Below are 25516 nucleotides of genomic sequence, written 5' to 3' on the forward strand. Positions count from 1 at the left end.
TTTCGGGTGATAATAAAAAGAGTGGGTTCCCGTAAAAAGGTTGGAATGCTCATTCAAATAAAATCCTGCAAAAAACGGCAGGCCTTCGGTCGTAGACGTTACTTTTGCGGTCAACAATGCCTAACCGAATAAAAAATCATAAAACACGAACCAATGGCTGCAAGAACTGATCTGTTTCAATCGCCCGATTACTACATGGTAGATGAACTGCTGACAGAAGAGCATAAGCTGATCCGGGAATCTGTGCGTAATTACGTAAAGAAGGAAATTTCCCCGATCATTGAAGATTATGCGCAGAAAGCGGAGTTCCCTGAGCAGATCGTGCGCCAGATGGGAGAATTGGGCTGTTTCGGTCCTACCGTTCCTGCTGAATATGGTGGCGGCGGACTGGATTATATCAGCTATGGACTGATGATGCAGGAGCTGGAAAGAGGCGACAGCGGTGTGCGCAGCACTGCCAGCGTGCAGGGAAGCCTGGTGATGTATCCGATCTATGCATATGGTAATGAAGAACAAAGGCATAAATACCTGCCAAAACTGGCAAGCGGCGAATGGCTCGGTTGCTTTGGCTTAACCGAACCAGATCATGGCAGCAATCCTGCAGGTATGCTTACCAATATCACCGATGCCGGAGACCATGTGATCCTCAACGGAGCAAAAATGTGGATCAGTAATGCGCCTTTTGCACAGGTGGCCGTAGTATGGGCAAGAGATGAGCAGGGCGATATCCGCGGACTGATCGTTGAACGCGGAATGGAAGGCTTCTCTACACCAACAACACATGGCAAGTGGAGCCTCAGGGCCAGCGCAACCGGTGAACTGGTATTCGACAATGTAAAAGTTCCCAAAGAAAATATCCTGCCCAATGTAAAAGGCCTGAAAGGGCCGCTGGGCTGTCTTACCAAAGCCCGTTACGGTATAGCCTGGGGTGCACTGGGTGCTGCAATGGATTGTTATGATACGGCATTGCGCTACAGTAAGGAGCGTGTTCAGTTCGACAGGCCGATCGGCGGTTTCCAGCTGCAGCAGAAAAAGCTTGCGGAAATGATCACCGAGATCACCAAGGCACAACTGCTGGTGTGGAGATTAGGGGTACTGATGAACGAAGGAAAAGCAACCCCGCAACAGGTGAGTATGGCAAAACGTAACAGCTGTGAGATCGCAGCGAATATTGCCCGCGATGCAAGACAGATGCTGGGTGGGATGGGTATTACCGGCGAATACAGCATTATGCGCCATATGATGAACCTCGAGAGCGTGATCACTTACGAAGGAACACATGATGTGCATCTGCTCATTACAGGAATGGATGTGACCGGTATCAATGCTTTTAAATAAAACAGTTGCTATAACAGACCCAGCCAATGAAAATATTTCTGATCGGATTAATGGGCAGCGGTAAAAGCCATTGGGCTAAAAAGCTGTCGAAGAAACTGAAGACCGGGGGTTATGATCTTGATTTTGTAATCACGTCGCACGAAGAACGAAGCATCGCAGAGATATTTGCAGAAGAAGGAGAAGCCAATTTCCGCAAAACAGAAAGCAAATTGTTGCGCTGGTTTGCGGAAAAAAAATCTTTTGTGCTGGCCACAGGTGGCGGTACGCCCTGCTTTAATGATAATATGGACTGGATGAACACCCAGGGTATAACGATCTGGCTTGATGAGCCGGTACAGATACTGGCGCAACGCCTGCTGCCCGAAAAAGCACACCGCCCGCTGATCGCCGGATTGCCGGATGAGGCATTGCAGGGGTTTCTCCGGGAAAAACTCGAAGAAAGACGTGCATTTTACAGCAAAGCGACTTACCACCTGAAAGAAGGCGATATCAACGACCGTACGTTTGCAAAAATCATCAAAGAACATGCATAAAGGATTCCTGTCGGCAGCAGCTCTCATCGGAGCCATAGCCGTGATACTGGGCGCTTTCGGGGCGCATGCACTGAAAGCCGTACTGGACGAACAGGCGTTGATCACTTATGAAACGGCAGTCCGTTACCAGTTTTATCATGTATTTGCACTGGCACTTACAGGAATATTATACGGCAACTGGCCTGACCCAAGACTCAAACTCGCGGGCCGGTTCTTTATAACCGGGATCGTTTTATTCAGCGGTTCACTTTACCTGCTCACCTATGCCCATGCGGCCGGGATCAGCGGTCTGAGGTTCCTGGGGCCGGTAACACCACTGGGAGGCGCCTTCCTGATCGCAGGCTGGCTTATGCTGTTTTTGGGCATAAGAAAGAAGTAAAGTGGAAAACTACCGCCGGTATGGCAAGTTTTTGCACATGGGTGGCCCTGCTTTATGCGCGCTTTGCTGGTTAGCCTATATTTGTTAGTATGGCAAACCGCTTAAAAAAGAAAACACCGCCGCCGCCCGATCCGGAGAAGCTCACTGCCGACAAGGAAACACAGGTAACCGTTACCGAAGTAGTGAAGGATGAGCGTACGGCCAAGATCGCCGGTGCAGTAAGTCTGCTCCTGGCCATATTTCTTTTTGTAGCATTTACCTCTTATTTATTTACCTGGCAGGACGACCAGGATAAAGTTCACCAGTTTGGCGTGAAGATCTTCGCAACAGATGATCTCCGTGTGAACAACCTGCTCGGTGTATTGGGCGCCTATGTAGCGCATAATCTTTTCTATAAGGGCTTTGGTTTCGCTTCTTATCTTTTCTGTTCCTTCTTTTTTGTACTGGGTGTAAACCTGCTCTTTGCACGCAAGGTATTCAACCTGCTGCGTAACCTGAAATATGTGGTGGTGGGATTGGTAGTGATCAGCATGGCATTTGCATTTGTTGCCGGAAAAGGAAATTTTTCCTGGGGGGGCGCTGTAGGAGAATTGCTGAATGAGTGGTTTGTGAAATGGATCGGCAGGGTAGGAACGGGCGCATTGCTGGCGCTGGCAGTATTCTCTTATGTGATCTGGCGATTCAATCCTGTATTTAAACTGCCTGTATTACCGCGCCGTGCTCCTGCCGCAACACCAATAATACCGGAGCCGGAAGAAGACGCAGTAAGAAAGGAATGGAATGATGATGATGATGAGATAACAGAAGAAAAAGAAAATGCTGCAGCAGAGATTCCCAAACCCAATAAACTGAAAGGAGAATCCAAAGGTGTGGTGGTGATTATGCCGCAGGCCGAACATAACCCGATGAATGAATTTGATGTAGTGGAAAGGGATGAACAACCGGAAGAAGAAACAGAACCGGAATCTGAAGAAGAACCTGAGCCGGAAGAAGAGGAAGCTCCTTTCATGGAGATGGAAACAGAAGAAGAGATAACAGAAGAGGAAGAAGAGCCTGAAGTTGAAGAAGAAGAGGAAGAAGACGATAATGGTCTCGAACTGGAGATCAAGGAAACACCCGAAGAAGAAGCGGAAGAAGCAGTTGCACCTGCTCCGGCCGGAAAACTGAACACACGTTACGACGCAACGCTCGACCTTAAGAATTACAAATATCCCGGCATCGACCTGCTTGAGATCCACGGAAGTGAAAAGATCGTGCATGATCCCGCAGAACTGGAAGCCAACAAAAACCAGATCATTGCAACGCTCAAGAACTATGATATTGCAATCCAGCGTATCGCAGCCACAGTAGGACCTACGGTTACACTGTACGAGATCGTTCCTGCGCCGGGTGTAAGGATCAGCAGGATCAAGAACCTGGAAGATGATATCGCGTTAAGTCTTGCAGCTTTGGGTATCCGTATCATTGCACCAATACCTGGTAAAGGAACCATCGGTATCGAAGTGCCGAATGTGCGTAAGACGATCGTGAGCATGCGCACACTTTTATCCAGCGAAAAATTCCAGACCAATGCCTTTTCATTGCCTATTGCCATAGGTAAGAAGATCGATAACGAGAATTTTATTGTAGACCTGGCCAGCATGCCGCACCTGCTGATGGCGGGAGCTACAGGCCAGGGTAAATCTGTAGGCCTGAACGCGATCCTCGTTTCCCTGCTGTATAAAAAACATCCTTCACAGCTGAAGTTCGTGCTGGTGGATCCCAAGAAAGTAGAACTGAGCCTCTACCGTGTGATCGAAAAACACTTCCTGGCCAAACTGCCCGGGGAAGACGAATCTATTATTACGGATACCAAGAAAGTCATCAATACACTGAACGCATTGTGTATTGAAATGGACAACAGGTACGATCTTCTGAAGGAAGCCGGTTGCCGCAATATAAAAGAGTATAACGAGAAATTTACAGCCCGGCGCCTCAACCCCGAAAAGGGGCACCAGTACCTGCCGTTCATCGTACTCGTGGTGGATGAATTTGCGGATCTGATCATGACCGCCGGCAAAGAAGTGGAAATGCCGATCGCACGTCTTGCACAACTGGCGCGGGCCGTGGGAATACACCTGATCATCGCTACACAGCGTCCGTCCGTTAATATTATCACCGGTACCATCAAAGCCAACTTCCCTGCAAGGATCGCCTTCAAAGTGTCCAGCAAAATAGACAGCCGTACCATTCTCGATGCCGGCGGCGCTGAACAGCTGATCGGTAAGGGGGATATGCTTGTAAGTTATAATGGTGAGATCACGAGGCTCCAATGCGCATTTGTAGACACGCCTGAAGTGGAGCATGTCTGCGAATTCATCGGCGACCAGCGCGGTTATCCCCAGGCATTCCTGCTGCCGGAGTATGTAGATGAAAAAGAACTCGAGGGCAAGGATTTTGATGCGGGCGACCGTGATCCGCTCTTTGAAGATGCCGCCAGACTCATTGTACAAAGTCAGATGGGCTCTACTTCCCTCATACAGCGAAGGATGAAACTGGGTTATAACCGGGCAGGCAGGCTGATGGATCAACTGGAAGCCGCGGGCATCGTTGGCCCCAACCAGGGCAGCAAAGCCAGGGAAGTATTGTTCAAAACCGACATGGAATTGCAGGACTTCCTCGATTCGCTCGTATAGCCGGGTACAATAATTGCATTCACCGACATAAAAGCCCGGAAAGCCGATCCTTAATAAACTATTTTAAGTGCCGGTAGTCATACAGGATAGTAACGCCTATCTTTGCGCGAATTTTATAAAGACACACATGAAGAAACTGTATACTATTTTTTTGTTAATGTTTGCATTGGCTCTGAACTCCGTTTCTGCACAGAATGACCCGAATGCGAAAAAAGTGCTGGATGAGGTAAGCGCTAAAGTAAAAAGCTTCAAGGGCATCAGTACGGGTTTTTCCATCAAGCAGCTTACCAGCAAAGGAAAAGATAACGGAACCAAATCAGGAACCATTTCTATCAAAGGCCAGCGTTATGTGCTGAAGCAGGGGAAAATGGAAGTTGTATCAGACGGTTCCAAAATATATAATTTCGATGGCAGCAAAACCATCACCGTTTCCGCAGCTGACGAACCGGGACAGTCGCTTACTCCCCAGAAGATCATGTCCGGCGCATATGACAAGGATTTCAGCTACAAACTGATCTCTTCAAAAGGCGGTTTTCATGAAATAGAACTGAGGCCGCTCGATAACCGCAAGAACTTCCAGAAAGTGAACATATTTGTTGATAAATCAAAATCACTGATCACCAAAGCCGTGATCCTCGATAAGAGCAACAATACACTCGTGGTTACTTTCAGCAACCTGAAAACAAATGCAGATCTGCCCGACAGTTACTTTGTGTTCAACCGCAGCAAGTATCCGAAAGATGTGGAAATACTGGATTAAGATTAAAACTTTGTGAAGACCTTAGGTCTGAAGGATAAAGTCCCGGTAAAACAACCGGGACTTTGTATTTTCAGTGCATGAAAAAAATAGCATTACTGGCGGCATTACTGGTCTCTGCTTTTGCGGAAGCCCAGTTTTCGGTAAGACTGATCGTTACGCAGGTGGCAACGAAAGCACAGGAAGATATTTACGTTTCCGGTAATTTCAACAATTGGAATCCGAAGGATGAGAACTACAAACTCAAGCCATTCGGCGGATCGAGAAAAAGTCTTGTGATCAAAGACATGCCTGCCGGCACCTATGCATTCCGTTTCACCCGCGGGGCAGCAGATAAAATGGAAACAACGGCGGATGGCAGGGATCTTGCAGACCGCGTACTGGAGGTAAACAATGACCTGTCGCAGGAATTTACCATAGCCGGCTGGAAAGACGATTATCCTGAAAAGCCAAAGCCCTACACTGCTACGCCGCAGGTGCGGGTTATGGATACTGCCTTTGCAATACCACAACTGAACCGCACCAGACGCATCTGGGTTTACCTGCCGAAAGGGTATGCAGGCGCATCTAAGAACTATCCTGTTATTTATATGCAGGACGGCCAGGACCTGTTCAACGAAAAAACGGCAACGGCACATGAATGGGGCGTGGATGAATGTATGGATACATTGCAGCAGAAGCTGAACAAGGAATACATTATTGTAGGAATAGATAACGGCGGCGATAAACGCCAGGCTGAATATGATCCCGCGCAGCCAGACGGAAAAGCATATGCGGAATTTCTTGTACAGACATTGAAGCCATACATCGACAGTAAATACCGCACGCGTAAAGCCGCTGAGAATAATTATCTCTGCGGAAGCGGATCAGGAGCAGTGATCAGTCTTTACACGGCATTACAGTATCCTGCAGTGTTTGGCGGCGCCGGTGTTTTTTCTCCTGTTTTCAACAATGATCTGATTTATACCATTGCAGAAAAATTCAAACCGGAACAGGTTGCTAAATTTTATTTCTATACCGGTTCGCGCGAGCCGGCTGCAATTCCTGCCGGAGTGCAGAAATTGCTCAATATTCTTCAGCAGAAAGAAAAATTCGTAACAAGAAATGTCTTGAATCCGCTCGGCCAGTTCAGTGAAACTTACTGGCGTGATGAGTTCGATGATTTCTTTAAATGGCTGTAACGCTCCTATATCACATAAGTAACGCCTTCAATAGCGAGCTGGGTGTTGGGAAAGATTTCCCGGGCTTCGGAAAGGAATGGGTCCAGTGTTTCGTATTTACTGCTGAAATGCCCGATCAGCAGGCGCTGTGCACCGGCTTTTATAGCAATGGATGCAGCCTGCACGGTGGTTGAATGAAAGCGTAAGGCTGCCCGTTCTTCCAGGTCTTTCAGATAGGTAGCTTCGTGGTACAGAAGGGATGCTCCGGAGGTTTTTTCCGCAAGTTCTTCATGGTAAACGGTGTCAGCACAGAATGCATAACTTTTGGGCGGAGTATTGGCAAAAGTCACTTCGCTGTTCGGGATCCTTTCACCTGACCGGGTAGTATAATCTGCACCATCTTTGAGCTTGTCGTAATAAGCTGAAGGAATTCCATGCAATACGGCTGCGTCTTTGTTGATCTTCCTCGGCTTTTTCTTTTCACTGAATATAAAACCCCAGCACGGAATGCGGTGCTGTGTCTGGAAACTGCTTACCGTGAATTTCGGGTAATCCGCAATAATGCCGTCGTCACCTAGCGCATGAAAATGCAGGGGATAGGGCAGCGTTGTGGCGGCAGCCTGCAGCTGGATATCGATGATGTCTTTCAGCATCGGAGGTCCGTAAATATGCAGATCCTGCTCACGGCCCAGTAAGCCCATGCTTGTGATCAGCCCGATCAGCCCGAAATAATGATCGCCATGCAGGTGTGAAATAAAAATATGGTTGATCCGGCCTCTTTTGACCTTATACCTGGCCAGCTGCATTTGCGTACCTTCGCCGCAGTCGATCAGGAATAACTGTTCGTTCAGCGTTACAACCTGGGCAGTAGGATGCCTGTCGTAAGCCGGAATTGCAGAGTTATTGCCGAGTATGGTAATGCCGAACATGGATGGCTTGGGTAATGAGTAACAGTGATTTCTATTACAAATTAATGATTTTTCTGCTGTATTTCTACCTGTAAATGCGTTTTTTCAGCTGGTAAAGAATGAATTGTGGCTGCCGGTATGGTGAATTACACGTTTAAATACGCTAATTTTAAGTATCTGAGCTAAAAACTGCCTGATAATTGCCATATGTTATATTATTTTTCCTACCTTTGCACGCGATAAAAAAAGAAAGAATACAAACGGAGTCCTTTTAAACATTTTTTGAAATGCCTTATTTAACAACAGAAAAGAAAGCAAGCATTTTTGCTGAGTTTGGTGGAAAAGCCACTAACACGGGTTCTATCGAAGGTCAGGTTGCATTGCTGACTGAGCGTATCACGCACATTTCCAAGCACTTACAGAGCAATAAGCATGATCATTCAAGCCAGCGCGGCCTGATGATGATGGTAGGTCAGCGTAAGCGCCTGCTTGGATACATGCAAAAGCATAACCTGATGGGTTATCGCGCACTGATTGAAAAACTTGGTCTGAGAAAGTAATTTCCAGCTATGCTATAGTCTATTCCCAACTGATTTTATACAACGGTTGGGAATAGTCATTTCTATTGGTGCCTCTCATTTGCATGTCATTCCTTCACAGGAGCCGCGGAATTTTCCGCGCCTTAACAAAACCAGATTATGTTATCACAACCTATAAGTGTCAGTTTCGATCTTGGCGGTGGACGCGAAGTATTTATCGAAACCGGAAAACTTGCCCGCCAGGCAGATGGTGCTGTTACCGTTCGCCAGGGCAATTGCGTTATCCTGGCTACTGTTGTAGCCAACAAAGACCCTAAAGAGGGTCAGGATTTCTTTCCGCTGAGCGTGGATTACCAGGAGAAGTTTGCAGCAGCAGGCCGTATCCCGGGTTCATTCTTCAAGCGTGAAGCAAGACTGAACGATTATGAAATATTGACCAGCCGCCTGATCGACCGTGCGCTGCGCCCGCTTTTCCCTGAAGATTATTTCTGCGATGTGCAGGTACTGCTCAGCCTCGTGTCGAGCGATGCGGAAGTACTGCCTGATTCACTGGCCTGCCTTGCTGCTTCTGCCGCACTGGCTGTTTCAGATATTCCTATCAAGGAGATCATCAGTGAAGTAAGGGTGGGCCGTATCAACGGTCAGTTCGTTATTAACCCTACCCGTACGGAACTGGAATCTTCTGACCTCGAATTCATCATCGCAGCTACTGAAAAGAACCTGATGATGGTGGAAGGTGAAGCCAAAGAGTGCGATGAGGCAGACCTCATCCGCGCACTGGAACTGGCGCATGATGCAATCCGTATCCAGATCAAAGCACAGGCAGAACTGCGCACCAAAAAAGGAGTTACTACCAAAAGGGATTACAAGAAACCTGAGCACAACGAAGTGATCAGGCAGGGTGTTTACTCTTTTGCAAAAGATAAAGTTTACGAGATCTCACGCAAAGGATCTGCAAAGCACGACCGCAGCGATGCATACAGCGTGCTGAAAGATGAACTGATCGCCAGCTTCGGCGAAGAGATCACGGATGCCGACAAAAAACTCGTTAAAAAATACTACGAAGACCTGAAATGGGAAGTGGTACGTAATATGATCCTCGAAGATCGTATCCGCCTCGATGGCCGTAAACTCGACGAGGTAAGGCCGCTCGCCATGGAAGTAGATCCGCTGCCTACACCGCACGGTTCTTCTCTCTTCACCAGGGGCGAGACCCAGTCGCTGACTACCGTTACTTTCGGTACCGCTCTGGACGACCTGCTGATCGAAAGCGCTGCCAAATCAGTAGATTCAAAATTCTATCTCCATTACAATTTCCCTCCATTCAGCACAGGTGAAGTGAAAATGATGCGCGGACAAAGCCGTCGCGAAGTAGGGCACGGAAACCTGGCCATGCGTTCACTGAAACAGATGATGCCTAAAGGTGAATATCCGTATACAGTGCGTGTTGTGAGCGATATCCTCGAAAGTAATGGTTCTTCATCCATGGCAACGGTTTGCGCAGGTTCACTGGCGCTGATGGATGCAGGTGTACCGGTTCCCAAACACGTAAGTGGTGTGGCAATGGGACTGATCACCCGCGAAGATGGTAAATACGCGATCCTGACAGATATCCTCGGAGATGAAGATCACCTGGGTGATATGGACTTTAAAGTAACCGGAACCCGCGATGGTATCTGCGGTGTTCAGATGGATATCAAAGTAGACGGTCTCAGCATGGATGTAATGCGTGAAGCACTGGAGCAGGCAAGAAAAGGTCGTCTCCATATTCTCGACGCTATGTATGAGTGTATGCCTGCTGCCCGTCCGGAAGTGAAACCACATGCTCCGCGGATGATCAAACTGATCATCGATAAAGAATTCATCGGAGCGGTGATCGGACCAGGCGGTAAAGTGATCCAGGAGATCCAGCGTGAAACCGGTACTACCATCAATATTGAAGAAGTGGGCAACACAGGTGAAGTAAGCATCTTCTCTGCTGCCAAAGAAGGACTTGATAAAGCAGTAGCATGGGTACGTGGTATTGCTGCAGTTCCTCAGGTAGGAGATGTGTATGAAGGACCGGTGAAAGGCATCAAGGAATTCGGTGCATTCGTGGAATTCATGCCGGGCAAACAGGGCTTGCTGCATATCAGTGAGATCAGCTGGAAACGCCTTGAAAGCATGGACGGTCTTTTCAAAGAAGGAGATATGGTAAAAGTGAAACTGGTAGGACTCGATCCTAAAACCGGTAAGTTCAAATTGAGCCGTAAAGCCCTGATGCCAAGACCGGAAGGTGGCGGACGCCAGGAAGCTCCTGCTGAAAACTAAGATGTAATCATCTTTATATATCGAAAGGCCCGTACTATGCGGGCCTTTTGTTTACCCATTCGCAGCCGAAAAAATATGAACAATCACTACCAGGTTACCGTTACAACAGAAAATACAGATCTGCGGGAGATCATCATTGCATTGCTGGCCGATGCAGGGTTCGACGGATTTGAAGAAACTGAATCAGAGCTGAAAGCTTATATCCCTGCTGAATTATACGATGCCGCCATACTGGAAGCGCTGTTACAGCCCCACCAGCTCGCATTCACTGCAGAACTGGTAGAGAAACAGAACTGGAATGCAGTGTGGGAATCGAATTTTGAACCGGTTACCATAAATGATTTTGCAGGAATCAGGGCCCATTTTCATCCGCCTTTCGGGGATACCGTACAGTATGAGATCGTGATCACCCCGAAAATGAGCTTCGGAACGGGGCATCACGCTACTACGCATATGGTGATGCAACTGATGCGTGATATTGATTTTTCCGGTAAGCAGGTGTTTGATTTCGGTACAGGTACCGGCATCCTCGCCATCCTGGCAGAAAAGCTGGGTGCGGGGGAAGTGCTGGCCACGGATAACGACGACTGGTGTATAGAAAATGCCACAGAAAACAGTATGATCAACAACTGCGGTCGTATTACCATTAAAAAAGTGACCGATGGCAAAGAGTCCGGACCCTTCGATATCATCATTGCCAATATCAACAAGAACATCATTCTCGATAATATTGCTTACCTGGCTGCGGCCGTGCAGCCCGGTGGTACGGTATTGTTAAGTGGCCTGCTGGAACAGGATGAGGCAGATATTCTTGAAGCGGCAGGCAAGCACCAGTGGCAGCACCAGATCACCATCAGCAGGAACGGCTGGATCGCCTGTAGTTTTAAGGCATAGAATGTGAATTGCAGCTAAGTGATTGTCTGTCAGGGGGATAATTTTCCCCAAAACAGGCTCCGTATGTTAACTTATCCTTATCTTCATTCCTGGTATCTTTGTACCAACAAACTTCAACCACCCCCAATGAACGAATTGTTGCTCATAGTATGCGCTTACCTGATCGGCTCTATACCTACCTCCATCTGGGTGAGTAAATCCTTCTTCGACATTGATATCCGTGATTATGGCAGCGGTAATGCCGGTGCAACCAATACCTTCCGCGTACTGGGTTCCAAATGGGGAAGCTTTGTAATGCTGGTTGATATTCTGAAGGGTGTTATTGCTACATCATTATATATATTACTGCCTTATTATCTTACCGACGAATGGGACAGGACCAATCTGATGATCGGCCTGGGGCTTGCCGCGGTAGTAGGCCATATTTTCCCGATCTGGGCTGGTTTCCGGGGCGGTAAGGGTGTTGCAACCCTGCTGGGTATGGCAGTGGCTATACAACCGGTAGTGGCCATCTGCTGCATCGGCGTTTTTCTTCTCGTATTATATCTTACACGCTTTGTATCACTGAGTTCGATCCTGGCGGGCATTTCATTTATGGTGTTCATCCTTTTTATCTTCAATGAAAAAGAGACACTGTACCGCATATTTGCCGTACTGGTAGCCCTGATGGTGGTGCTTACACACCAGAAGAACATCAGCAGGATACTGAAAGGGACGGAAAGCAAGGTGCCGATCCTCAAGCACCGCGACCGCCGCAGGCAGCGCAGGTCCTGATCTCAGATTCCGCATATTTTAACCTGTTGGAGCGAATGAAGAGTCCATGGCTTCATTGGCACAGTTATTATCTTTGTTTCCCTAAAGAAGAAGCTATGAAAAAGATAACCCTAATGCTATTGGCAGGGGCAACCATGTTTTCAGTGATATCCTGCAACCGCAACGCCATCACGGGCCGTAACCAGCTGAGCCTGGTACCCGAATCAGAGGTACAGGCCATGGCATTTACAGAATACAAGGAATTCCTTTCCACTAACAGTGTGGTACCAGCAAGCAGTTCAGATGCCGCAACGGTAAAAAGGGTAGGGAACCGCATTATCGATGCCATAAAGAATTATTATAACCAGCAGGGGCTCTCGGCAGAACTGCAGGGCTACAGCTGGGAGATCAATGTGGTAAACAATAAGGAAGTGAACGCCTGGTGCATGCCCGGCGGAAAGATAGTTGTATATACCGGCCTGCTTCCGGTTACCCAGAATGATGCATCACTGGCGGTGGTAATGGGCCATGAGATCGCGCACGCACTCGCCAAACACGGAAGCGAACGTATGAGCCAGGGCCTTCTGCAGCAACTGGGAGGCGTGGCATTATCTACAGCTATCGCCAACAAACCCGCACAAACACAGAATCTTTTCAACAGCGCTTATGGCATCGGAACCAATGTCGGGCTCATGCTGCCTTTCAGCCGTAAGAATGAACTGGAAGCAGACCGCTACGGATTGATGTTCTCTGCACTGGCAGGTTATGATCCGCGGGAAGCCATCAGCTTCTGGCAACGCATGGCAAAAGCCAGCTCTGGCGCCAAACAACCGGAATTCCTGAGTACTCACCCTGCTGATGAAACCCGGATCGCAGAACTGAATAAGATCATGAATGATACATATACGAAATATTACAGACCTGTAAAATAAGGAAGTGAGATTTGCCTGAATACTGCTTTTCGATCGGTTAAAAAAGACCCAAAACCGCAAATTCCGGCGTTTTTGCTTGCGAATTACGGTTACAATTTTTTAACTTTGCACACTTTTAGTGTAATCCATAAACTCCTTTTTAGGTTTGTAAAATCAACGTATGATTGAAAAATTACAGTTAAAGGACGAAAAGAACCTGTTGATACAGGGACTTCCTTCAGCGATTGAAAAGCAGTTTGCCAAGCTCTCTTATGCAAAGAATGTGACCCCTTTGCTCAGGAGTAAAAAAGTAGATTTCGCTTTGATTTTTGCACTCAGCCAGTCGCAACTGAACAATGTATTGAAAGAAGTGTTTCCGGCGCTGCATGAAGACAGTAAATTATGGATCGCTTATCCGAAAACAACCAGCAAGATCGTAAGTGATCTTAACCGCGATTGCAGCTGGGAAATGTTGAAATGCAAGGAGTACGAATCTGTAAGGCAGGTTGCCCTGGACCATGTCTGGTCGGCTATCCGTTTTAAAAAACTCGATAAGATCCCCAACAGAACCCGTGCTTTTTCGGAAATGAAAAGCGAAGAACTTAAAGGGATCGATTTCGAAAAAAGACTCGTTGTTCCTCCTGTTGAACTGAACAAACTGTTCACCAAACACAAGGAAGCACAGGATTTCTTCAGCTCACTTTCTTTCACCAACCAGAAAGAATATGTGACCTGGATCGAAGGCGCAAAAAAAGAAGAGACCCGTCAGAGAAGATTAGAGACCACGCTCGAAAAACTGCTGGCAGGTAAAAAGAATCCATCGGAAAAATAACAATCAGAAAATATACATTGAAAAGGCACTTCAGATGAAGTGCCTTTTCAATTGGCACAACCTGTTGTGATTTTATTATTTGATGATCACAGAACCGAACTGTTTCGCAATATCACGTTCCAGGTCTTTCAGGTGTTTATGTACTTCGAGTAAGCGTTTGTAATCGTCAAAAGACGCATTCTCCATGTCGCGCTGGTTTTCTTCGAGCATGCGTTTTATTTTGCGGAGCTTGTAATACAGCAGACTTTTTTCAACATCAGCACGACTGGTATCCTGGTTTACGATATCGATGCTTTCCATTACTTCATCCCATTTCTGACTCAGTTCAAAAGGAAATACTGTAATGCTTACAATCAGATTTCTTACCTGTTCTTCATCGTGATATAGAAGCGTTTTGGTAGTAGGTTCGAGGCCCTGGTAATATTGCTGGCGGTAGATTTCAAATAAATGTGCAAGCGGTGCGCTGTCGAAGTGAAATTGCTCCAGTTCCTGGAAAATATGATCAGCGATGGACTGTTGTTCGTTCCAGTTTCTCAGGCCATATTCGAGCAGTAAACGCAGGATATTCCGTTCATGTGCTTCATCCTGGATGAGCAGCAGTTCCGAATCGGAAAGCACATCTTCCGGCTGTCCCTGGAAATCGGGCGGCATTTCCTGTTCAAATGAAGAAGCATGTTTTTTCTCATCTTTGGCAATCTTATCGCGCTTGTATTTGTTAACAAGATTGGTAAGCCCGGATTCGTCGATACGTAATATGCCGGCGCATTGCCTGATGTAATCCTGCTGTTTGGTAAAGTCTTCTGCGCGGCTGATCTTACTCAGTGTTTCCGCTACCTGGTTAACAACATTGCTTTTTTTAGTTACATCGTTACCGGCTTCTTTCAGCATCACTTCCAGCTGGAAGAGCACGAAGTCTTTTTTTGATGTTGCAACAAAATCATTGAAAGCAGAAGCACCTACTTTGTTTACGTAACTATCCGGATCCTCATTGTCGGGGATCAGTACGAGCTTTACATTAAGGCTTTCTTCGAGTGCCATGTCGAGCCCGCGAAGTGCTGCTTTTACGCCGGCACTGTCGCCATCATAAATAATGGTAAGATTGTTCGTGTATTTTTTGATCAGCCGCAGCTGGTCGATCGTGAGCGAGGTGCCACCGCTGGCCACTACGTTTTCAATACCGGCCTGGTGCAGGCTGACCACATCGGTATAACCTTCCACCAGCAGGCATTCATCGGCTTTGTCGATAGCGGTGCGTGCGAAATAAGAACCGTAAAGTATCTTGCTTTTAACATAGATCTCATTTTCCGGTGTATTGATGTATTTCGGTGCGCGGTCGGCTTTACCGATCACACGTGCGCCGAAACCAATGGTTTTGCCCGTATTGTTGTGAATAGGAAAGATGATCCGCCCGCGGTAATTATCCACCAGCTCATTCCCGTTGCGTTGCGATACCAGGCCCGTTTTGGGCAGCAATTCCGGGTTGAACTGGTTTGCCAGCAATGCTTTGGTAAGTGTATCCCTCGAATCGGGATTATAACCGATCTGGAACTTCCGAATGATCTCTTCGTTAAATCCTCTTTCCCGGAGATAGGAGAGTGCATAAGCCTGTCCGTTCTCGGTATTGAAGAGCTGGTCTATAAAGAATTTCTGCGCAAAATTGTTGATCACGTAGAGACTGTCGGCCGTCTGGATCAGCTGCTTCTGTTCGGCACTGGTTTCCGTTTCTTCCACTTCTATATGATAACGGGCGGCCAGCCAGCGGAGCGCTTCCACGTAGCTGTATTTCTCATGCTCCATCAGGAACGTGATGGTATTACCGCTTTTCCCGCAACCGAAGCATTTATAGATCTCTTTGGCGGGAGAGACTGTGAAAGAGGGACCTTTCTCATTATGGAAAGGGCAAAGACCTATATAATTGGTGCCTCTTTTTTTGAGTTTCACAAATTCGCCCACCACGTCTATGATGTCTATCCTGCTGGTAATCTGTTGTATGGTATTGGGCGTGATCATTTTAAATCCGGATCCTTTAAAGTTGGGCTTGGGGGGTAAAAAGGCTACGAAGTTACATTTTGCCCGTGTAATATATAAATTCCGTCATTTCCCTTATTTTTATCCATGCTTAAGAAAGAAAGACAGGCTTATATTATCCAGCAGATCAATATCCACAACAAAGTGTTGTCGTCTGATCTGAGCGTACAGCTGGATGTTTCTGAAGATACCGTTCGACGGGATCTGCAGGAGCTTGCGGAAGAAGGCAAGCTTATTAAAGTGCATGGCGGGGCATTGTCCAAGTCGTTCCACTTCACGCTGGAAAGCAGCACCATCTATTCACTTCCCGAAAAGAAAAGCATTGCGTACAAGACGATCGATATGATCAAGGACGGTATGCTGGTATTACTGTCGGGCGGTACCACGATACGTGAGCTCGTGAAGACTTTGCCGCCGGAACTGAATGCCACTTTCATTACAGTAAGTGTGCCTATTGCCCTTGAATTACTGGAGCACCCTAACTGCGAAGTGATATTCCTTGGGAATAAGCTGTCTAAGAATGCACAGATGTCGGTAGGAGCGGAAGTGGTGCAGCGTTTGTCCGGCATCAAAGCGGATCTTTGTATTCTCGGCACCAACAGTATTGATGCTACCTACGGGATCACCGACCTGGAGTGGGAGATCATCGAAGTCAAGAAAGCCATGATCCATGCTGCGCAGAAAACCATTTCACTGGCTATCTCAGAAAAGCTGAATACCATCCAGCGTTTGCAGGTATGTAAGCCGGAAGAGATCGATATACTGGTAACAGAGCTGGATCCATCGAGTCCTTTCCTGCAACCTTATAAAGACAAAGGTCTTACTGTTTTATAATCAAATTGTCATCAACGATGCATATCCATAAGCCCGGCAAGTACCGGGCTTATTTTATTCAACAGACCGGTTGCATTTTTATTGTATTAATTCCTGAAGCCAACAGCATTGATGTTAGTTTTCGAGTGTAAAGTTGATTAACTTTTTGCCTGAGTCTGATTTTTACCTTGTTATTATCTCTATCATAAGCCTTCAAACAAGCTAAGAGCCGCAGTAAATTGCGTATTTGTGCACTATTTTTTTGTTTTTTTCAACAATTATCGGTTTTGTGCACATTATTTGGTTTAAACCGATATATTCGTGCAACTAATTGACGAGTGCTGCCGAACGAAAACTGCAATCCCAGACGTTTCCTGCGTCTTTGTGCGCTTTTTTCTTTTTCCGCGCTCGCTGATTATCACCCAATCAAATAACTGTTTTTTACACAACCAAACTACTAGTATGAGAAGATTAGCACTCTTTTTACAGGCAATCATGTTATTGCTGCTGTTCTCTCCGCCTGTTGCCTCATGGGCTCAGACACCCGGCACGGTTTCGGGTACTGTTCTGGCCGACGAAGACGGATCTCCGCTCGTTGGCGTAACGGTTACCAACAGAGAAACCAAAAAGGCAACTCAAACCAACCAGGCTGGTTATTATTCAATCGCTGCCGAAAAAGGCCAGACACTGGTTTTCAATTATGTCAGCTACACTGCAAAGGAAGTAGTGGTAGGTGATAATAGGAGCATCAGCATCAGGCTGGTTTCCGGCGACAAAGATCTCGGTAACGTTGTTGTTACAGGTTATGGTCAGTCGAGAGAAAAACGAAGCCTCGCTTACCAGGCACCTGTTGTAAAAGGTGAGGAAATTGCCCAGACAAGAAGGGATAACTTCCTGAACGCACTGGCGGGTCGTGTACCCGGTCTTACTGTAACTTCCACTTCAGGTTTACCTGGTGCGAGTGCTACGGTAATGCTGCGTGGCGGTACTTCTGTGGGTGGTAACAACCAGCCGCTCTTCGTGGTGGATGGTGTACCTATGAACAACGGTTCTGTTAACCAGGAAGATCTCGTGAGTGCTTCTTCCTCTGCAGTTGCAGGTGCAGCCAGCCTGAGCCTTGCAAACCGTAACAGTGACTACACCAATGGTATCGCTGGTCTGAACCCTGAAGATATCGATAACGTAACCGTACTGAAAGGACCTGAAGCTACTTCTATCTATGGTTCTGACGGTGCCGGTGGTGCGATCGTGATCACTACCAAAAAAGGAACTTCAGGAAGAACACGTATCACTTATACCAATTCTTTCTCTTTCTCACAAGTGTACAGGTTCCCTGAGATCCAGACTACTTACTCAAGGGGAGCTAACGGTGCTTACGATCCGTCTTCTTATGGTAGCTATGGTTATATCTTCTTCGGTCCTAAATACCCTGAAGGAACCAAGCACTATGACAATATGCGCAACTTCTTCCAGAATGCGTTTACACAACAGCATAACATTACCATGGAAGCAGGTTCAAACGACCTGAACTACCGTTTCTCCGGTGGTTACCTGGATAATGGTGGTGTTGTACCAAACACAAGCCTGAAAAGGATCAACCTGCGTTTCACTGCTTTTGCCAAAATGGCGAAGAATATCACGCTGAGCACTACCTGGTCTTATATCAACTCTAATAACCAGAAAGCAACAAAAGGTGCCGGTAGTTTCTATACCAACCTGATCACTTATCCTACAGATATCGATGCAAGCGTTTACCAGAATCCGGATGGTACCAGGAAAACGATCCGTAACGTGGCACTTTCTTCTGAGCTGAACAGTCCTTTCTGGGATGTTTACAAAAACGTATCTCAGGATAAGAAAGATGATTTCAGTGGTAACCTGAACCTGACCGCTACCATCGCGAAAGGTCTTACTGCTACTACGATCATTGGTATTAACCAGGCAACCACTCAGGGTCTGATGGCTTATCACCCTCAATCCAGCCAGGCGTTTTCACTGGGCGGCTACCTGAGTACCTATCAGAATATCTTCAGAAGCGTGAACGGTACTGCCCGTCTCAACTACAGAAAGATCGTTGCTAATAAATTCTCCAATGATTTCTACCTGGGAGCTTACCTCGAGAACAACAATACTTACCTGACTGCACAGCGCGGTGAGAAATTCTTCGAGGCAGACTTTATCTCTATCAACAATACAGATCCTGTATCCAGAACTGCCCGTCTGACCCAGATCGGAACCAGGAAAGTCCGCTTCTTCGGCGGTTATACTTTCGGATACAACAACCTGTTGTATGTTACTTTATCAGGAACAAGGGAAGGTACTTCAACCCTGACTTCTAAATTTGCCGACCTGCAGCCGTTCTTCAACTACGGTTCTGCTTCTGCAAGCTTTATCTTCTCAGACCTTGGTTTCATGAAAGGAACCAAATCATGGCTGAGCCTCGGTAAACTGCGTGCTTCTTACGCAACTACCGGTAAAGGACCAGCTTCTGCTTATGTAATCGATTATCCGTTCAACAGCGTAACCTCTACAGGTGGTGGATTCCAGCTGGGTGTTACAGGTAACAACTTCAACCTGAAACCTGAGTTCTCCAAAAACCTTGAGATCGGTGGTGAATTCAAATTCTTCAAGAACAGGCTGGGTCTGGATATCGCTTACTTCAACAACAGGGTAAAAGATAACATCTATGCACAGCGTATCAGCTATGCAACAGGTGCGATCCTGAAATACCTGAACGGTGGTTCTCTGTCTGCAAGAGGCTGGGAAATCCAGATCACAGGTAAACCAATTGAAACCAAAAACTTCAGCTGGAATACCACGATCAACTTCGACAGGGCAAGAACAATCGTAGAAACCCTGCCTGGTGATGTTCCTTTCTATTATGACTCTGATACATGGGTATTCGGTAACGCAAGGTCTCAGGTGGGACCAGGCCAGTCACTGGCAACCTTATCCGGATATTCTTTCCAGAAGAACAAAAACGGTCAGCTGCTGATCTCTCCAACCACTGGTCTGCCGATCCAGCAGATCTCTTCTTTCGACGTGATCGGAGACAGGGCACCTGATTTCAAAATCGGTTTCATCAACTCATTCTCTTACAAGAACTGGTTCCTGAACTTTAACCTGGATCTGCGTAAAGGCGGAGATGTATTCAACGCTATGCAGATGATGATGACCATCAATGGTGTAAGTGCAAGGACAATGGACAGGGAACAGCCAAGGGTGATCACCGGTGTACTGCAGGATGGTCTTGAGAACACTGATAATCCTACACCGAACAACATCGCTATTACTCCATACTTCCGCAGCAACTACTACAATGGTGTGTTTGCAGAGTCAGACTACATTGAGAAAGTAAACTGGCTGCGTATGAGGGATATGACTGTTGGATATGAGCTGTCTCAGAAACTGCTGAAACGCCAGAAAGTTGTTAAATCTGCATCTATCTACGTTACAGTTACAGATGTGTTCATGATCACTAACTACAGTGGTATGGATCCGAACGTAAATGCTTTGAACTCATCTAACGCCAGAGGTTATGGTGGTGCCGGTATCGACTGGGGTGCAATTCCTAGCCCGCGTACTTTCAACTTCGGATTAAAACTGAGTTTCTAATCATTAAAAATGAAAAAGAAAATGAGAAACAAATTAACAGCAGCGGTATTGTTGTCAGCAGGTTTGCTCTCGATGACCAGCTGTAAGAAATACCTCGATATCAATACAGACCCTGATACCACGCAGGAACCTTCGGTAAGCTCTGTGCTGCCGCCGATCCTTTCATCGATCCCTTACGGTATCCAGCGTGATGGTGTATACACTGCCAAATACGTTCAGAACTGGAACACTTATGCTAACGGTAACGCTGATACGTACGACAGACACGGATATTCTTTCTCCGGTGGTACGCAGGCTTATACCTGGCAGATGACCTACCAGATGTTCGGTAATAACCTGAACTACCTGATCGCGAAATCTGAAAAAACAAATGAGCCTGATTACACTGCAGTAGGTCTTGCACTGAAAGCATGGGTATTCCAGCACACTACAGATTACAACACGGATATTCCTTTCTACGATGCGTTTAAGGACGGTCAGCTGACTTTCCGTTATGACACACAGGAGACCATCTACAAAGCTGTAGATTCTATGTGCCGCAGGGCGCTGACTTACCTGGACAAAGCTGATGCAATGACCGGAAGCAAACTGGCGAAAGGTGATTTTTCCTATAACGGTAACCTGTCCAAATGGAGAAAGTTCGTATATGGCGTACTGGCCCGCAACTGGCATCACGTATCTAACAAAAGCACCTACAATGCGGATTCTGTGATCTCTTATTGCGAGAAAGCGATGAATTCAGTTGCGGATGACTTCTGTATTCCATTCGATGCAACCAATAACGATAACTCTAACTATTGGGGTACGTTCCGCGATAACATGGGTACTGTAAGGCAGAGCAACTTCATCGTTCGCCTGCTCGATGGTTCTGCATTTACCGGCGTTCAGTCGTTCAATAACAGGGATCCGCGTATCTCGCACATGCTTTCAGCATCAGGCGATACCACAAACGGTAACGGTGGTTACCGTGGCGTGGATCCGGGTGTAGGTGATCCTTACAGCGCTGTTACTTCAGGTGTAAACTTCCCTAAAAAAGTAGCGATCGCTTACGGCGACAGCATGTATGCAAGCCCTAACCCCGGCGTATTTATCGAGAATGGTAAATACCTGTTCAAGAACAAGGCACCGATGCCTGTGATGACCTATGCAGAGATGCAGTTCATCAAGGCAGAAGCTCATATGCGCAAAGGCGAAAAACCAAAAGCATATGATGCTTATATTACCGGTATCAAAGCCCATTTTGATTTCATCAACAGGGACTATTCAAGCATCCGTGGTGCATTGCCAATCTATAACAAGAACCCGATCCCTACCACAACAAGAGACAAATACCTTGCAAGTGCGAACGTTGCGCAGAATTTTAATGTTCTGACCATGTCGGACATTATGATGCAGAAATACATCGCGTTATGGGGCTGGGGCTTCTTCGAAACATGGGTTGACCTGAGAAGGTTCCACTACATCGACAATGATCCGGCAACAGGTCAGAGGGTGTATAAGACTTTCAACTTCCCAACTTCATTCGCGTCTACCAACAACCTGAAACCTGTTTACAGGGTAAGACCTCACTACACTTCTGAGTACACTTACAACCTGGCAGAACTGGTTCGTCTGGGCGTTCTGGCACAAGATTATCATACCATTGAATGCTGGTTCAGTCAGCCTTAATATAAAACACCACGACAATGAAAAAATATAGTTTTTATATACTTTCAGCGCTGTCGCTTGTAGTAATGCTGAGCGCTTGTAAAAAGAATACATTAAGGATGGCTCCGTTTGAATATGTGGATGGAACATCGCTGTTCAAGATCAACTATTCACTCCCTTACGCCAAGAACCCTGCTGTACAGCTGAGCATCGATGGGAAAAGGGTAAGTAATAACCTTACTTATTCAACACCATTCCCAGGTGGTGGCCTGAACACAGGCGGTAGCAACTTTGCAGATTACCTGAGCCTTACGCCGGGTGAGCACACTGTAACCATGGCTATCCCTAAAGTAGGAACCAATGTTGATTCAGTTGAACTGTACAAAACAACCGTAAACCTGGAAGCGAACAAATACCAGACGCTTCACATGACCGATACGGCTGCAAATACAAAAAGCCTGCTTGTAACGGACGAATCTAAAAAGCCCGATTCTGGATTTACAAAATACACTTTTGTTAACCTGATCCCAGGCTCGCAGATCGACCTGTATTTCGGAACCGTTAAAGTGGCATCAGGTGTAAATTACCTGGCTAAAACCGATACATTCAGCATCGCTGCAGGTACCACTTTACAGTGGTTCATCAGGCAGACAGGTTCTTCAACCAACCTGGCACAATATCCAACCACAAACGCAACAACATACGTAATCCCTAACCAGCGTGTGTTCACCGTTTATGCGAGAGGTTATCTTGGCTACGCCATTACCTCAACGGATATCAGGCGTCCGATGGTGTCTTTCCTGTTCAATAAATAAACAGCATGCAATAACAATAAAGAGGGTAGTGTTTGCAGATTTTATGCAGGCGCTACCCTTTTTTTGTTTCAGGAATTATTATGCGTAAAATCCTTCTGATTCTTCTGTTCTTTATATGCTGTGATTTGTCTTTTTCACAGACGAATACGCTTATTTCCCCGGATTCTGCATTGTTTGTATTGAACAGTAATTATCCGCAGGAGAAAGTTTATCTGCAGGCAGATAAGACGCAATACGTGGCAGGGGAGACTATCTGGATGAAAGCCTGGTGTGCGCTCGAAGGGCAACCTTCTTTCTTAAGCCGGATACTGTATATAGACCTGGTGAGCAGCGAGGGTAAAGTAATACAGAAGAAAATGTACAAGCTGGATAGTCTGGGTTCCGCGGCCGCAGATATTGACATTCCCAAGGAATCCGTTACAGGAAACTATTGTATCAACGCATATACTTTGTGGATGCGAAACTTCCCGCAATACCTTTTCAAAAAAAGCATTTATATCTATAATAAGGATTATAACCCCAAACCAGGAAAAAATAGTGTTCCGGTTGTGAAAATCCAATTCCTTCCTGAAGGAGGAAACCTTATTGCAGGACTGACCAACCGTATTGCATTCAAAGCGCTGGATGAAAATGGATTCCCCGTAAATGCTAAAGGAGATATCGTTGATAATACAGGGAAAATCGCAGCCGCCTTTGTAACAGCCTATGATGGAATGGGAAGCCTGGAACTGGAAGTAGAAGCCGGTAAAACTTATACCGCAACCATGCCGGTAGCAGGGGGGAATACACTGCAGTTCAGGTTGCCTGTGCCGCAGGAGGAAGGCATTACTATGCGTATTGAAAACAATAACGCCAACAGACTGGCAGTACTTGTGAACCGTGCAGAAAAAAAGAAAGAGAAATATGGCAAACTGCTTGTTGTAGCACAGATGAATCATCAGCTGGTTGCGAAGGCTGTTCTGAATCTGGATGAAGGCCAGCTCGCATTGCCCATCGCTAAAAAAGGGCTTCCTGCCGGTGTTATGCAGGTTACCATATTTAACGAACAATATGAACCGCTTGCAGAAAGACTTGCGTTTATTGAAAATTATGAAATAGAGCAACCTCACATAAAAATAGAAACCCTCAATAAGACCGCGCGTGCCAACAACCAGATCAGCTTTTCAGTAAATGCGCAACTGGCAGCGTTATCCTGCCTTGTTACGAGTGCTTATGCAGATACGGTCACAGGTATTGCAGAGAATATTGCTTCCTCGCTGTTACTTACCTCAGATCTCCAGGGACATATCAATAACCCCGGTTACTATTTCAAAGACAAACAACCGGCAACATTACAGAACCTCGATCTGCTGATGATGACACAGGGTTGGCGAAGATTCGAATGGAAAAAAGTATTGCATAACGATTTTGCAAAACTGGTTTATCCGGTAGAGTCGGCGATCAGTTTTGGCGGTATCGTAACCAAAAGCGACCGTAAAGAAGTGGTGAAAAGCGGAACGGTATCCTTTATCATCAAAGGCGTTGATTCTACGTCCATACTGGCCGAAGCTTCCATTACAGACAAAGGAGAGTTTTTGCTGAAAGATATTAACTACAGTAAAGAAGCAAGGGTAGCTTATATGGGTACGGATAATAAACAGCAGAATTATATTGTGGATGTAAAAATGCGCCCCAACTATATCGATTCACTTTCCCGGTCGGCAGACAAACCCGTGGTAAACCTTGATACTACAGATGTAAACAACCGGAAAAGCCTGCTGGCGCAATATCTCTATAGCGGAATACATGCGGTAGACACTACCGGCGATAAAGCAATCAATTACCTGGGTAATGTAACGGTATCGGCAAAGCGTGTCTCTAAAATGGACTCGCTGAACAAAGAATATGCAGGCGGCCCATTCCAGTTGGGTAAAGGTATTGATCCGGCGGATTATAAATTTCAGAGAAATGTGTGGACAATACTGCAGCAGGCTTTTCCCGGTATAAATGTGGAAGGCAATCCAAATGATCCTACAATAACGTTCAGTTCGTTCAGCGGACTTGGCGGTACCGCAGGGACGCCACCACCTGGTATGGATGAAGATGCGCTGAGTGTACTGCAGATAGCCGGTATTTCTTATTATTTAAATGAAGTGCCGGTTGGTAAAAGTGTGATCAATGCATTATTACCGGATGATGTGGCTTTCATAAAAGTATTTAAAGGCGATGGCGCTGTTTTAGGAGCAAAAGTGGGCGCCATAGCTTTCTATACAAAAAAAGGCGGCGTTGTAAATGATCCTTCAATTGAGAAAAATTATACCATCGAGAATAAAGCCGGGTATGCTATAACAAGAGCATTCTATGTGCCGGATTATTCCAAAAATGAACAAGCGCCGCTTAGCAAAGACATTCGCAATACGTTGTACTGGAATGGCCGGATCATACCGGCGAAAGATGGTAAATACCGCTTCCGCTTTTCAAACAATGATATCGGGGATAAGTTCAGGCTGGTGATCCAGGGGCTCGGTAAAAACGGTAACCTCATTTATACAGAACAGATCATCCAATAAAATGAGATAGAGGATAAATATGGCACTATTTCTGCTGTTAAAAAGGTGTTTAAAAGCCTG

Annotated in this window: 19 protein-coding genes; 17 read left to right on the forward strand and 2 right to left on the reverse strand. The window is 46.4% G+C overall.

The features are described 5' to 3' along the window. Positions 1 to 153: 153 nt before the first annotated feature. The 6 genes from B5D42_RS05435 (at position 154) to B5D42_RS05460 (ending at position 6863) form a co-directional block, all read left to right on the forward strand. The gene (locus B5D42_RS05435) at positions 154 to 1338 is read left to right on the forward strand and encodes an acyl-CoA dehydrogenase family protein (protein ID WP_078830421.1); all 1185 of its coding nucleotides are present in this window, start codon (positions 154 to 156) and stop codon (positions 1336 to 1338) included. A 26-nt stretch (positions 1339 to 1364) separates the two neighbouring features. Further along, positions 1365 to 1871, forward strand: a complete 507-nt coding sequence (locus B5D42_RS05440) for a shikimate kinase (RefSeq protein WP_078830422.1) — start codon at positions 1365 to 1367, stop codon at positions 1869 to 1871. Further along, positions 1864 to 2250 carry a DUF423 domain-containing protein gene (locus B5D42_RS05445; RefSeq protein ID WP_078830423.1) on the forward strand — a complete coding sequence of 129 codons (387 nt, stop codon included), beginning with the start codon at positions 1864 to 1866 and terminating at the stop codon, positions 2248 to 2250. Before B5D42_RS05440 ends, B5D42_RS05445 begins: the two co-directional genes overlap by 8 nt. Positions 2251 to 2339: 89 nt before the next feature. Next, positions 2340 to 4925 carry an FtsK/SpoIIIE family DNA translocase gene (locus B5D42_RS05450; RefSeq protein ID WP_078830424.1) on the forward strand — a complete coding sequence of 862 codons (2586 nt, stop codon included), beginning with the start codon at positions 2340 to 2342 and terminating at the stop codon, positions 4923 to 4925. A gap of 127 nt (positions 4926 to 5052) precedes the next feature. Continuing rightward, complete coding sequence (gene lolA1 / locus B5D42_RS05455) at positions 5053 to 5685, forward strand: outer membrane lipoprotein periplasmic chaperone LolA1 (protein WP_078830425.1); 633 nt, start codon at positions 5053 to 5055, stop codon at positions 5683 to 5685. 77 nt (positions 5686 to 5762) lie between these two features. Next, a complete protein-coding gene (locus tag B5D42_RS05460; RefSeq protein ID WP_078830426.1) occupies positions 5763 to 6863 on the forward strand; it encodes an alpha/beta hydrolase-fold protein in 1101 nt (366 codons plus the stop codon). A 5-nt stretch (positions 6864 to 6868) separates the two neighbouring features. Here B5D42_RS05460 and B5D42_RS05465 read toward each other — a convergent pair whose 3' ends face one another. After that, positions 6869 to 7771, reverse strand: a complete 903-nt coding sequence (locus B5D42_RS05465; protein ID WP_078830427.1) for a ribonuclease Z — start codon at positions 7769 to 7771, stop codon at positions 6869 to 6871. A gap of 266 nt (positions 7772 to 8037) precedes the next feature. Between B5D42_RS05465 and rpsO the strand changes: the two genes are divergently transcribed. The 6 genes from rpsO to B5D42_RS05495 all read left to right on the forward strand — a co-directional run bounded on the left by rpsO (position 8038) and on the right by B5D42_RS05495 (position 13989). Next, on the forward strand, positions 8038 to 8310 hold the full coding sequence (gene rpsO / locus B5D42_RS05470) for a 30S ribosomal protein S15 (RefSeq protein WP_078830428.1): 273 nt from the start codon (positions 8038 to 8040) through the stop codon (positions 8308 to 8310). A 138-nt stretch (positions 8311 to 8448) separates the two neighbouring features. Then, the gene (gene pnp, locus B5D42_RS05475; RefSeq protein ID WP_078830429.1) at positions 8449 to 10599 is read left to right on the forward strand and encodes a polyribonucleotide nucleotidyltransferase; all 2151 of its coding nucleotides are present in this window, start codon (positions 8449 to 8451) and stop codon (positions 10597 to 10599) included. A 75-nt stretch (positions 10600 to 10674) separates the two neighbouring features. Beyond that, complete coding sequence (prmA, locus tag B5D42_RS05480; protein ID WP_176112911.1) at positions 10675 to 11493, forward strand: 50S ribosomal protein L11 methyltransferase; 819 nt, start codon at positions 10675 to 10677, stop codon at positions 11491 to 11493. A 126-nt stretch (positions 11494 to 11619) separates the two neighbouring features. Further along, the gene (gene plsY / locus B5D42_RS05485; protein ID WP_078830431.1) at positions 11620 to 12267 is read left to right on the forward strand and encodes a glycerol-3-phosphate 1-O-acyltransferase PlsY; all 648 of its coding nucleotides are present in this window, start codon (positions 11620 to 11622) and stop codon (positions 12265 to 12267) included. Positions 12268 to 12362: 95 nt separating this feature from the next. Next, positions 12363 to 13178, forward strand: coding sequence for a M48 family metallopeptidase (locus B5D42_RS05490; RefSeq protein WP_078830512.1), 816 nt, complete (start codon positions 12363 to 12365; stop codon positions 13176 to 13178). A gap of 160 nt (positions 13179 to 13338) precedes the next feature. Further along, positions 13339 to 13989, forward strand: coding sequence for a YdeI/OmpD-associated family protein (locus tag B5D42_RS05495; protein ID WP_139366994.1), 651 nt, complete (start codon positions 13339 to 13341; stop codon positions 13987 to 13989). Positions 13990 to 14064: 75 nt separating this feature from the next. Here B5D42_RS05495 and dnaG read toward each other — a convergent pair whose 3' ends face one another. Beyond that, positions 14065 to 15999: a DNA primase gene (gene dnaG, locus B5D42_RS05500; RefSeq protein ID WP_078830432.1), complete on the reverse strand. Its 1935-nt coding sequence runs from the start codon at positions 15997 to 15999 to the stop codon at positions 14065 to 14067. A 105-nt stretch (positions 16000 to 16104) separates the two neighbouring features. Between dnaG and B5D42_RS05505 the strand changes: the two genes are divergently transcribed. The 5 genes from B5D42_RS05505 to B5D42_RS05525 all read left to right on the forward strand — a co-directional run bounded on the left by B5D42_RS05505 (position 16105) and on the right by B5D42_RS05525 (position 25456). Then, positions 16105 to 16851 (forward strand): DeoR/GlpR family DNA-binding transcription regulator, encoded by a 747-nt coding sequence (locus tag B5D42_RS05505; RefSeq protein WP_078830433.1) that lies wholly within the window; start codon positions 16105 to 16107, stop codon positions 16849 to 16851. A gap of 441 nt (positions 16852 to 17292) precedes the next feature. After that, positions 17293 to 20445, forward strand: a complete 3153-nt coding sequence (locus tag B5D42_RS05510) for a SusC/RagA family TonB-linked outer membrane protein (protein ID WP_078830434.1) — start codon at positions 17293 to 17295, stop codon at positions 20443 to 20445. Positions 20446 to 20466: 21 nt separating this feature from the next. Beyond that, a complete protein-coding gene (locus B5D42_RS05515; protein WP_176112912.1) occupies positions 20467 to 22113 on the forward strand; it encodes a SusD/RagB family nutrient-binding outer membrane lipoprotein in 1647 nt (548 codons plus the stop codon). A 17-nt stretch (positions 22114 to 22130) separates the two neighbouring features. Next, entirely contained in the window at positions 22131 to 22907 is a 777-nt protein-coding gene (locus tag B5D42_RS05520) for a DUF4397 domain-containing protein (RefSeq protein ID WP_078830436.1), read from the forward strand. 125 nt (positions 22908 to 23032) lie between these two features. After that, positions 23033 to 25456 carry an MG2 domain-containing protein gene (locus B5D42_RS05525; protein WP_139366995.1) on the forward strand — a complete coding sequence of 808 codons (2424 nt, stop codon included), beginning with the start codon at positions 23033 to 23035 and terminating at the stop codon, positions 25454 to 25456. The last annotated feature ends 60 nt before the right edge of the window (positions 25457 to 25516 follow it).

Origin of the sequence: Sediminibacterium ginsengisoli (assembly GCF_900167075.1) — a bacterium.
Taxonomy (GTDB): Bacteria; Bacteroidota; Bacteroidia; order Chitinophagales; family Chitinophagaceae; genus Sediminibacterium; species Sediminibacterium ginsengisoli.

Excerpts from the sequence above, each read along its gene's own strand:
- B5D42_RS05435 (WP_078830421.1), top strand. The coding sequence starts at position 154 with ATGGCTGCAAGAACTGATCTGTTTCAATCGCCCGATTACTACATGGTA.
- B5D42_RS05440 (WP_078830422.1), top strand. The coding sequence starts at position 1,365 with ATGAAAATATTTCTGATCGGATTAATGGGCAGCGGTAAAAGCCATTGG.
- B5D42_RS05445 (WP_078830423.1), top strand. The coding sequence starts at position 1,864 with ATGCATAAAGGATTCCTGTCGGCAGCAGCTCTCATCGGAGCCATAGCC.
- B5D42_RS05450 (WP_078830424.1), top strand. The coding sequence starts at position 2,340 with ATGGCAAACCGCTTAAAAAAGAAAACACCGCCGCCGCCCGATCCGGAG.
- lolA1 (WP_078830425.1), top strand. The coding sequence starts at position 5,053 with ATGAAGAAACTGTATACTATTTTTTTGTTAATGTTTGCATTGGCTCTG.
- B5D42_RS05460 (WP_078830426.1), top strand. The coding sequence starts at position 5,763 with ATGAAAAAAATAGCATTACTGGCGGCATTACTGGTCTCTGCTTTTGCG.
- B5D42_RS05465 (WP_078830427.1), bottom strand. The coding sequence starts at position 7,771 with ATGTTCGGCATTACCATACTCGGCAATAACTCTGCAATTCCGGCTTAC.
- rpsO (WP_078830428.1), top strand. The coding sequence starts at position 8,038 with ATGCCTTATTTAACAACAGAAAAGAAAGCAAGCATTTTTGCTGAGTTT.
- pnp (WP_078830429.1), top strand. The coding sequence starts at position 8,449 with ATGTTATCACAACCTATAAGTGTCAGTTTCGATCTTGGCGGTGGACGC.
- prmA (WP_176112911.1), top strand. The coding sequence starts at position 10,675 with ATGAACAATCACTACCAGGTTACCGTTACAACAGAAAATACAGATCTG.
- plsY (WP_078830431.1), top strand. The coding sequence starts at position 11,620 with ATGAACGAATTGTTGCTCATAGTATGCGCTTACCTGATCGGCTCTATA.
- B5D42_RS05490 (WP_078830512.1), top strand. The coding sequence starts at position 12,363 with ATGAAAAAGATAACCCTAATGCTATTGGCAGGGGCAACCATGTTTTCA.
- B5D42_RS05495 (WP_139366994.1), top strand. The coding sequence starts at position 13,339 with ATGATTGAAAAATTACAGTTAAAGGACGAAAAGAACCTGTTGATACAG.
- dnaG (WP_078830432.1), bottom strand. The coding sequence starts at position 15,999 with ATGATCACGCCCAATACCATACAACAGATTACCAGCAGGATAGACATC.
- B5D42_RS05505 (WP_078830433.1), top strand. The coding sequence starts at position 16,105 with ATGCTTAAGAAAGAAAGACAGGCTTATATTATCCAGCAGATCAATATC.
- B5D42_RS05510 (WP_078830434.1), top strand. The coding sequence starts at position 17,293 with ATGAGAAGATTAGCACTCTTTTTACAGGCAATCATGTTATTGCTGCTG.
- B5D42_RS05515 (WP_176112912.1), top strand. The coding sequence starts at position 20,467 with ATGAGAAACAAATTAACAGCAGCGGTATTGTTGTCAGCAGGTTTGCTC.
- B5D42_RS05520 (WP_078830436.1), top strand. The coding sequence starts at position 22,131 with ATGAAAAAATATAGTTTTTATATACTTTCAGCGCTGTCGCTTGTAGTA.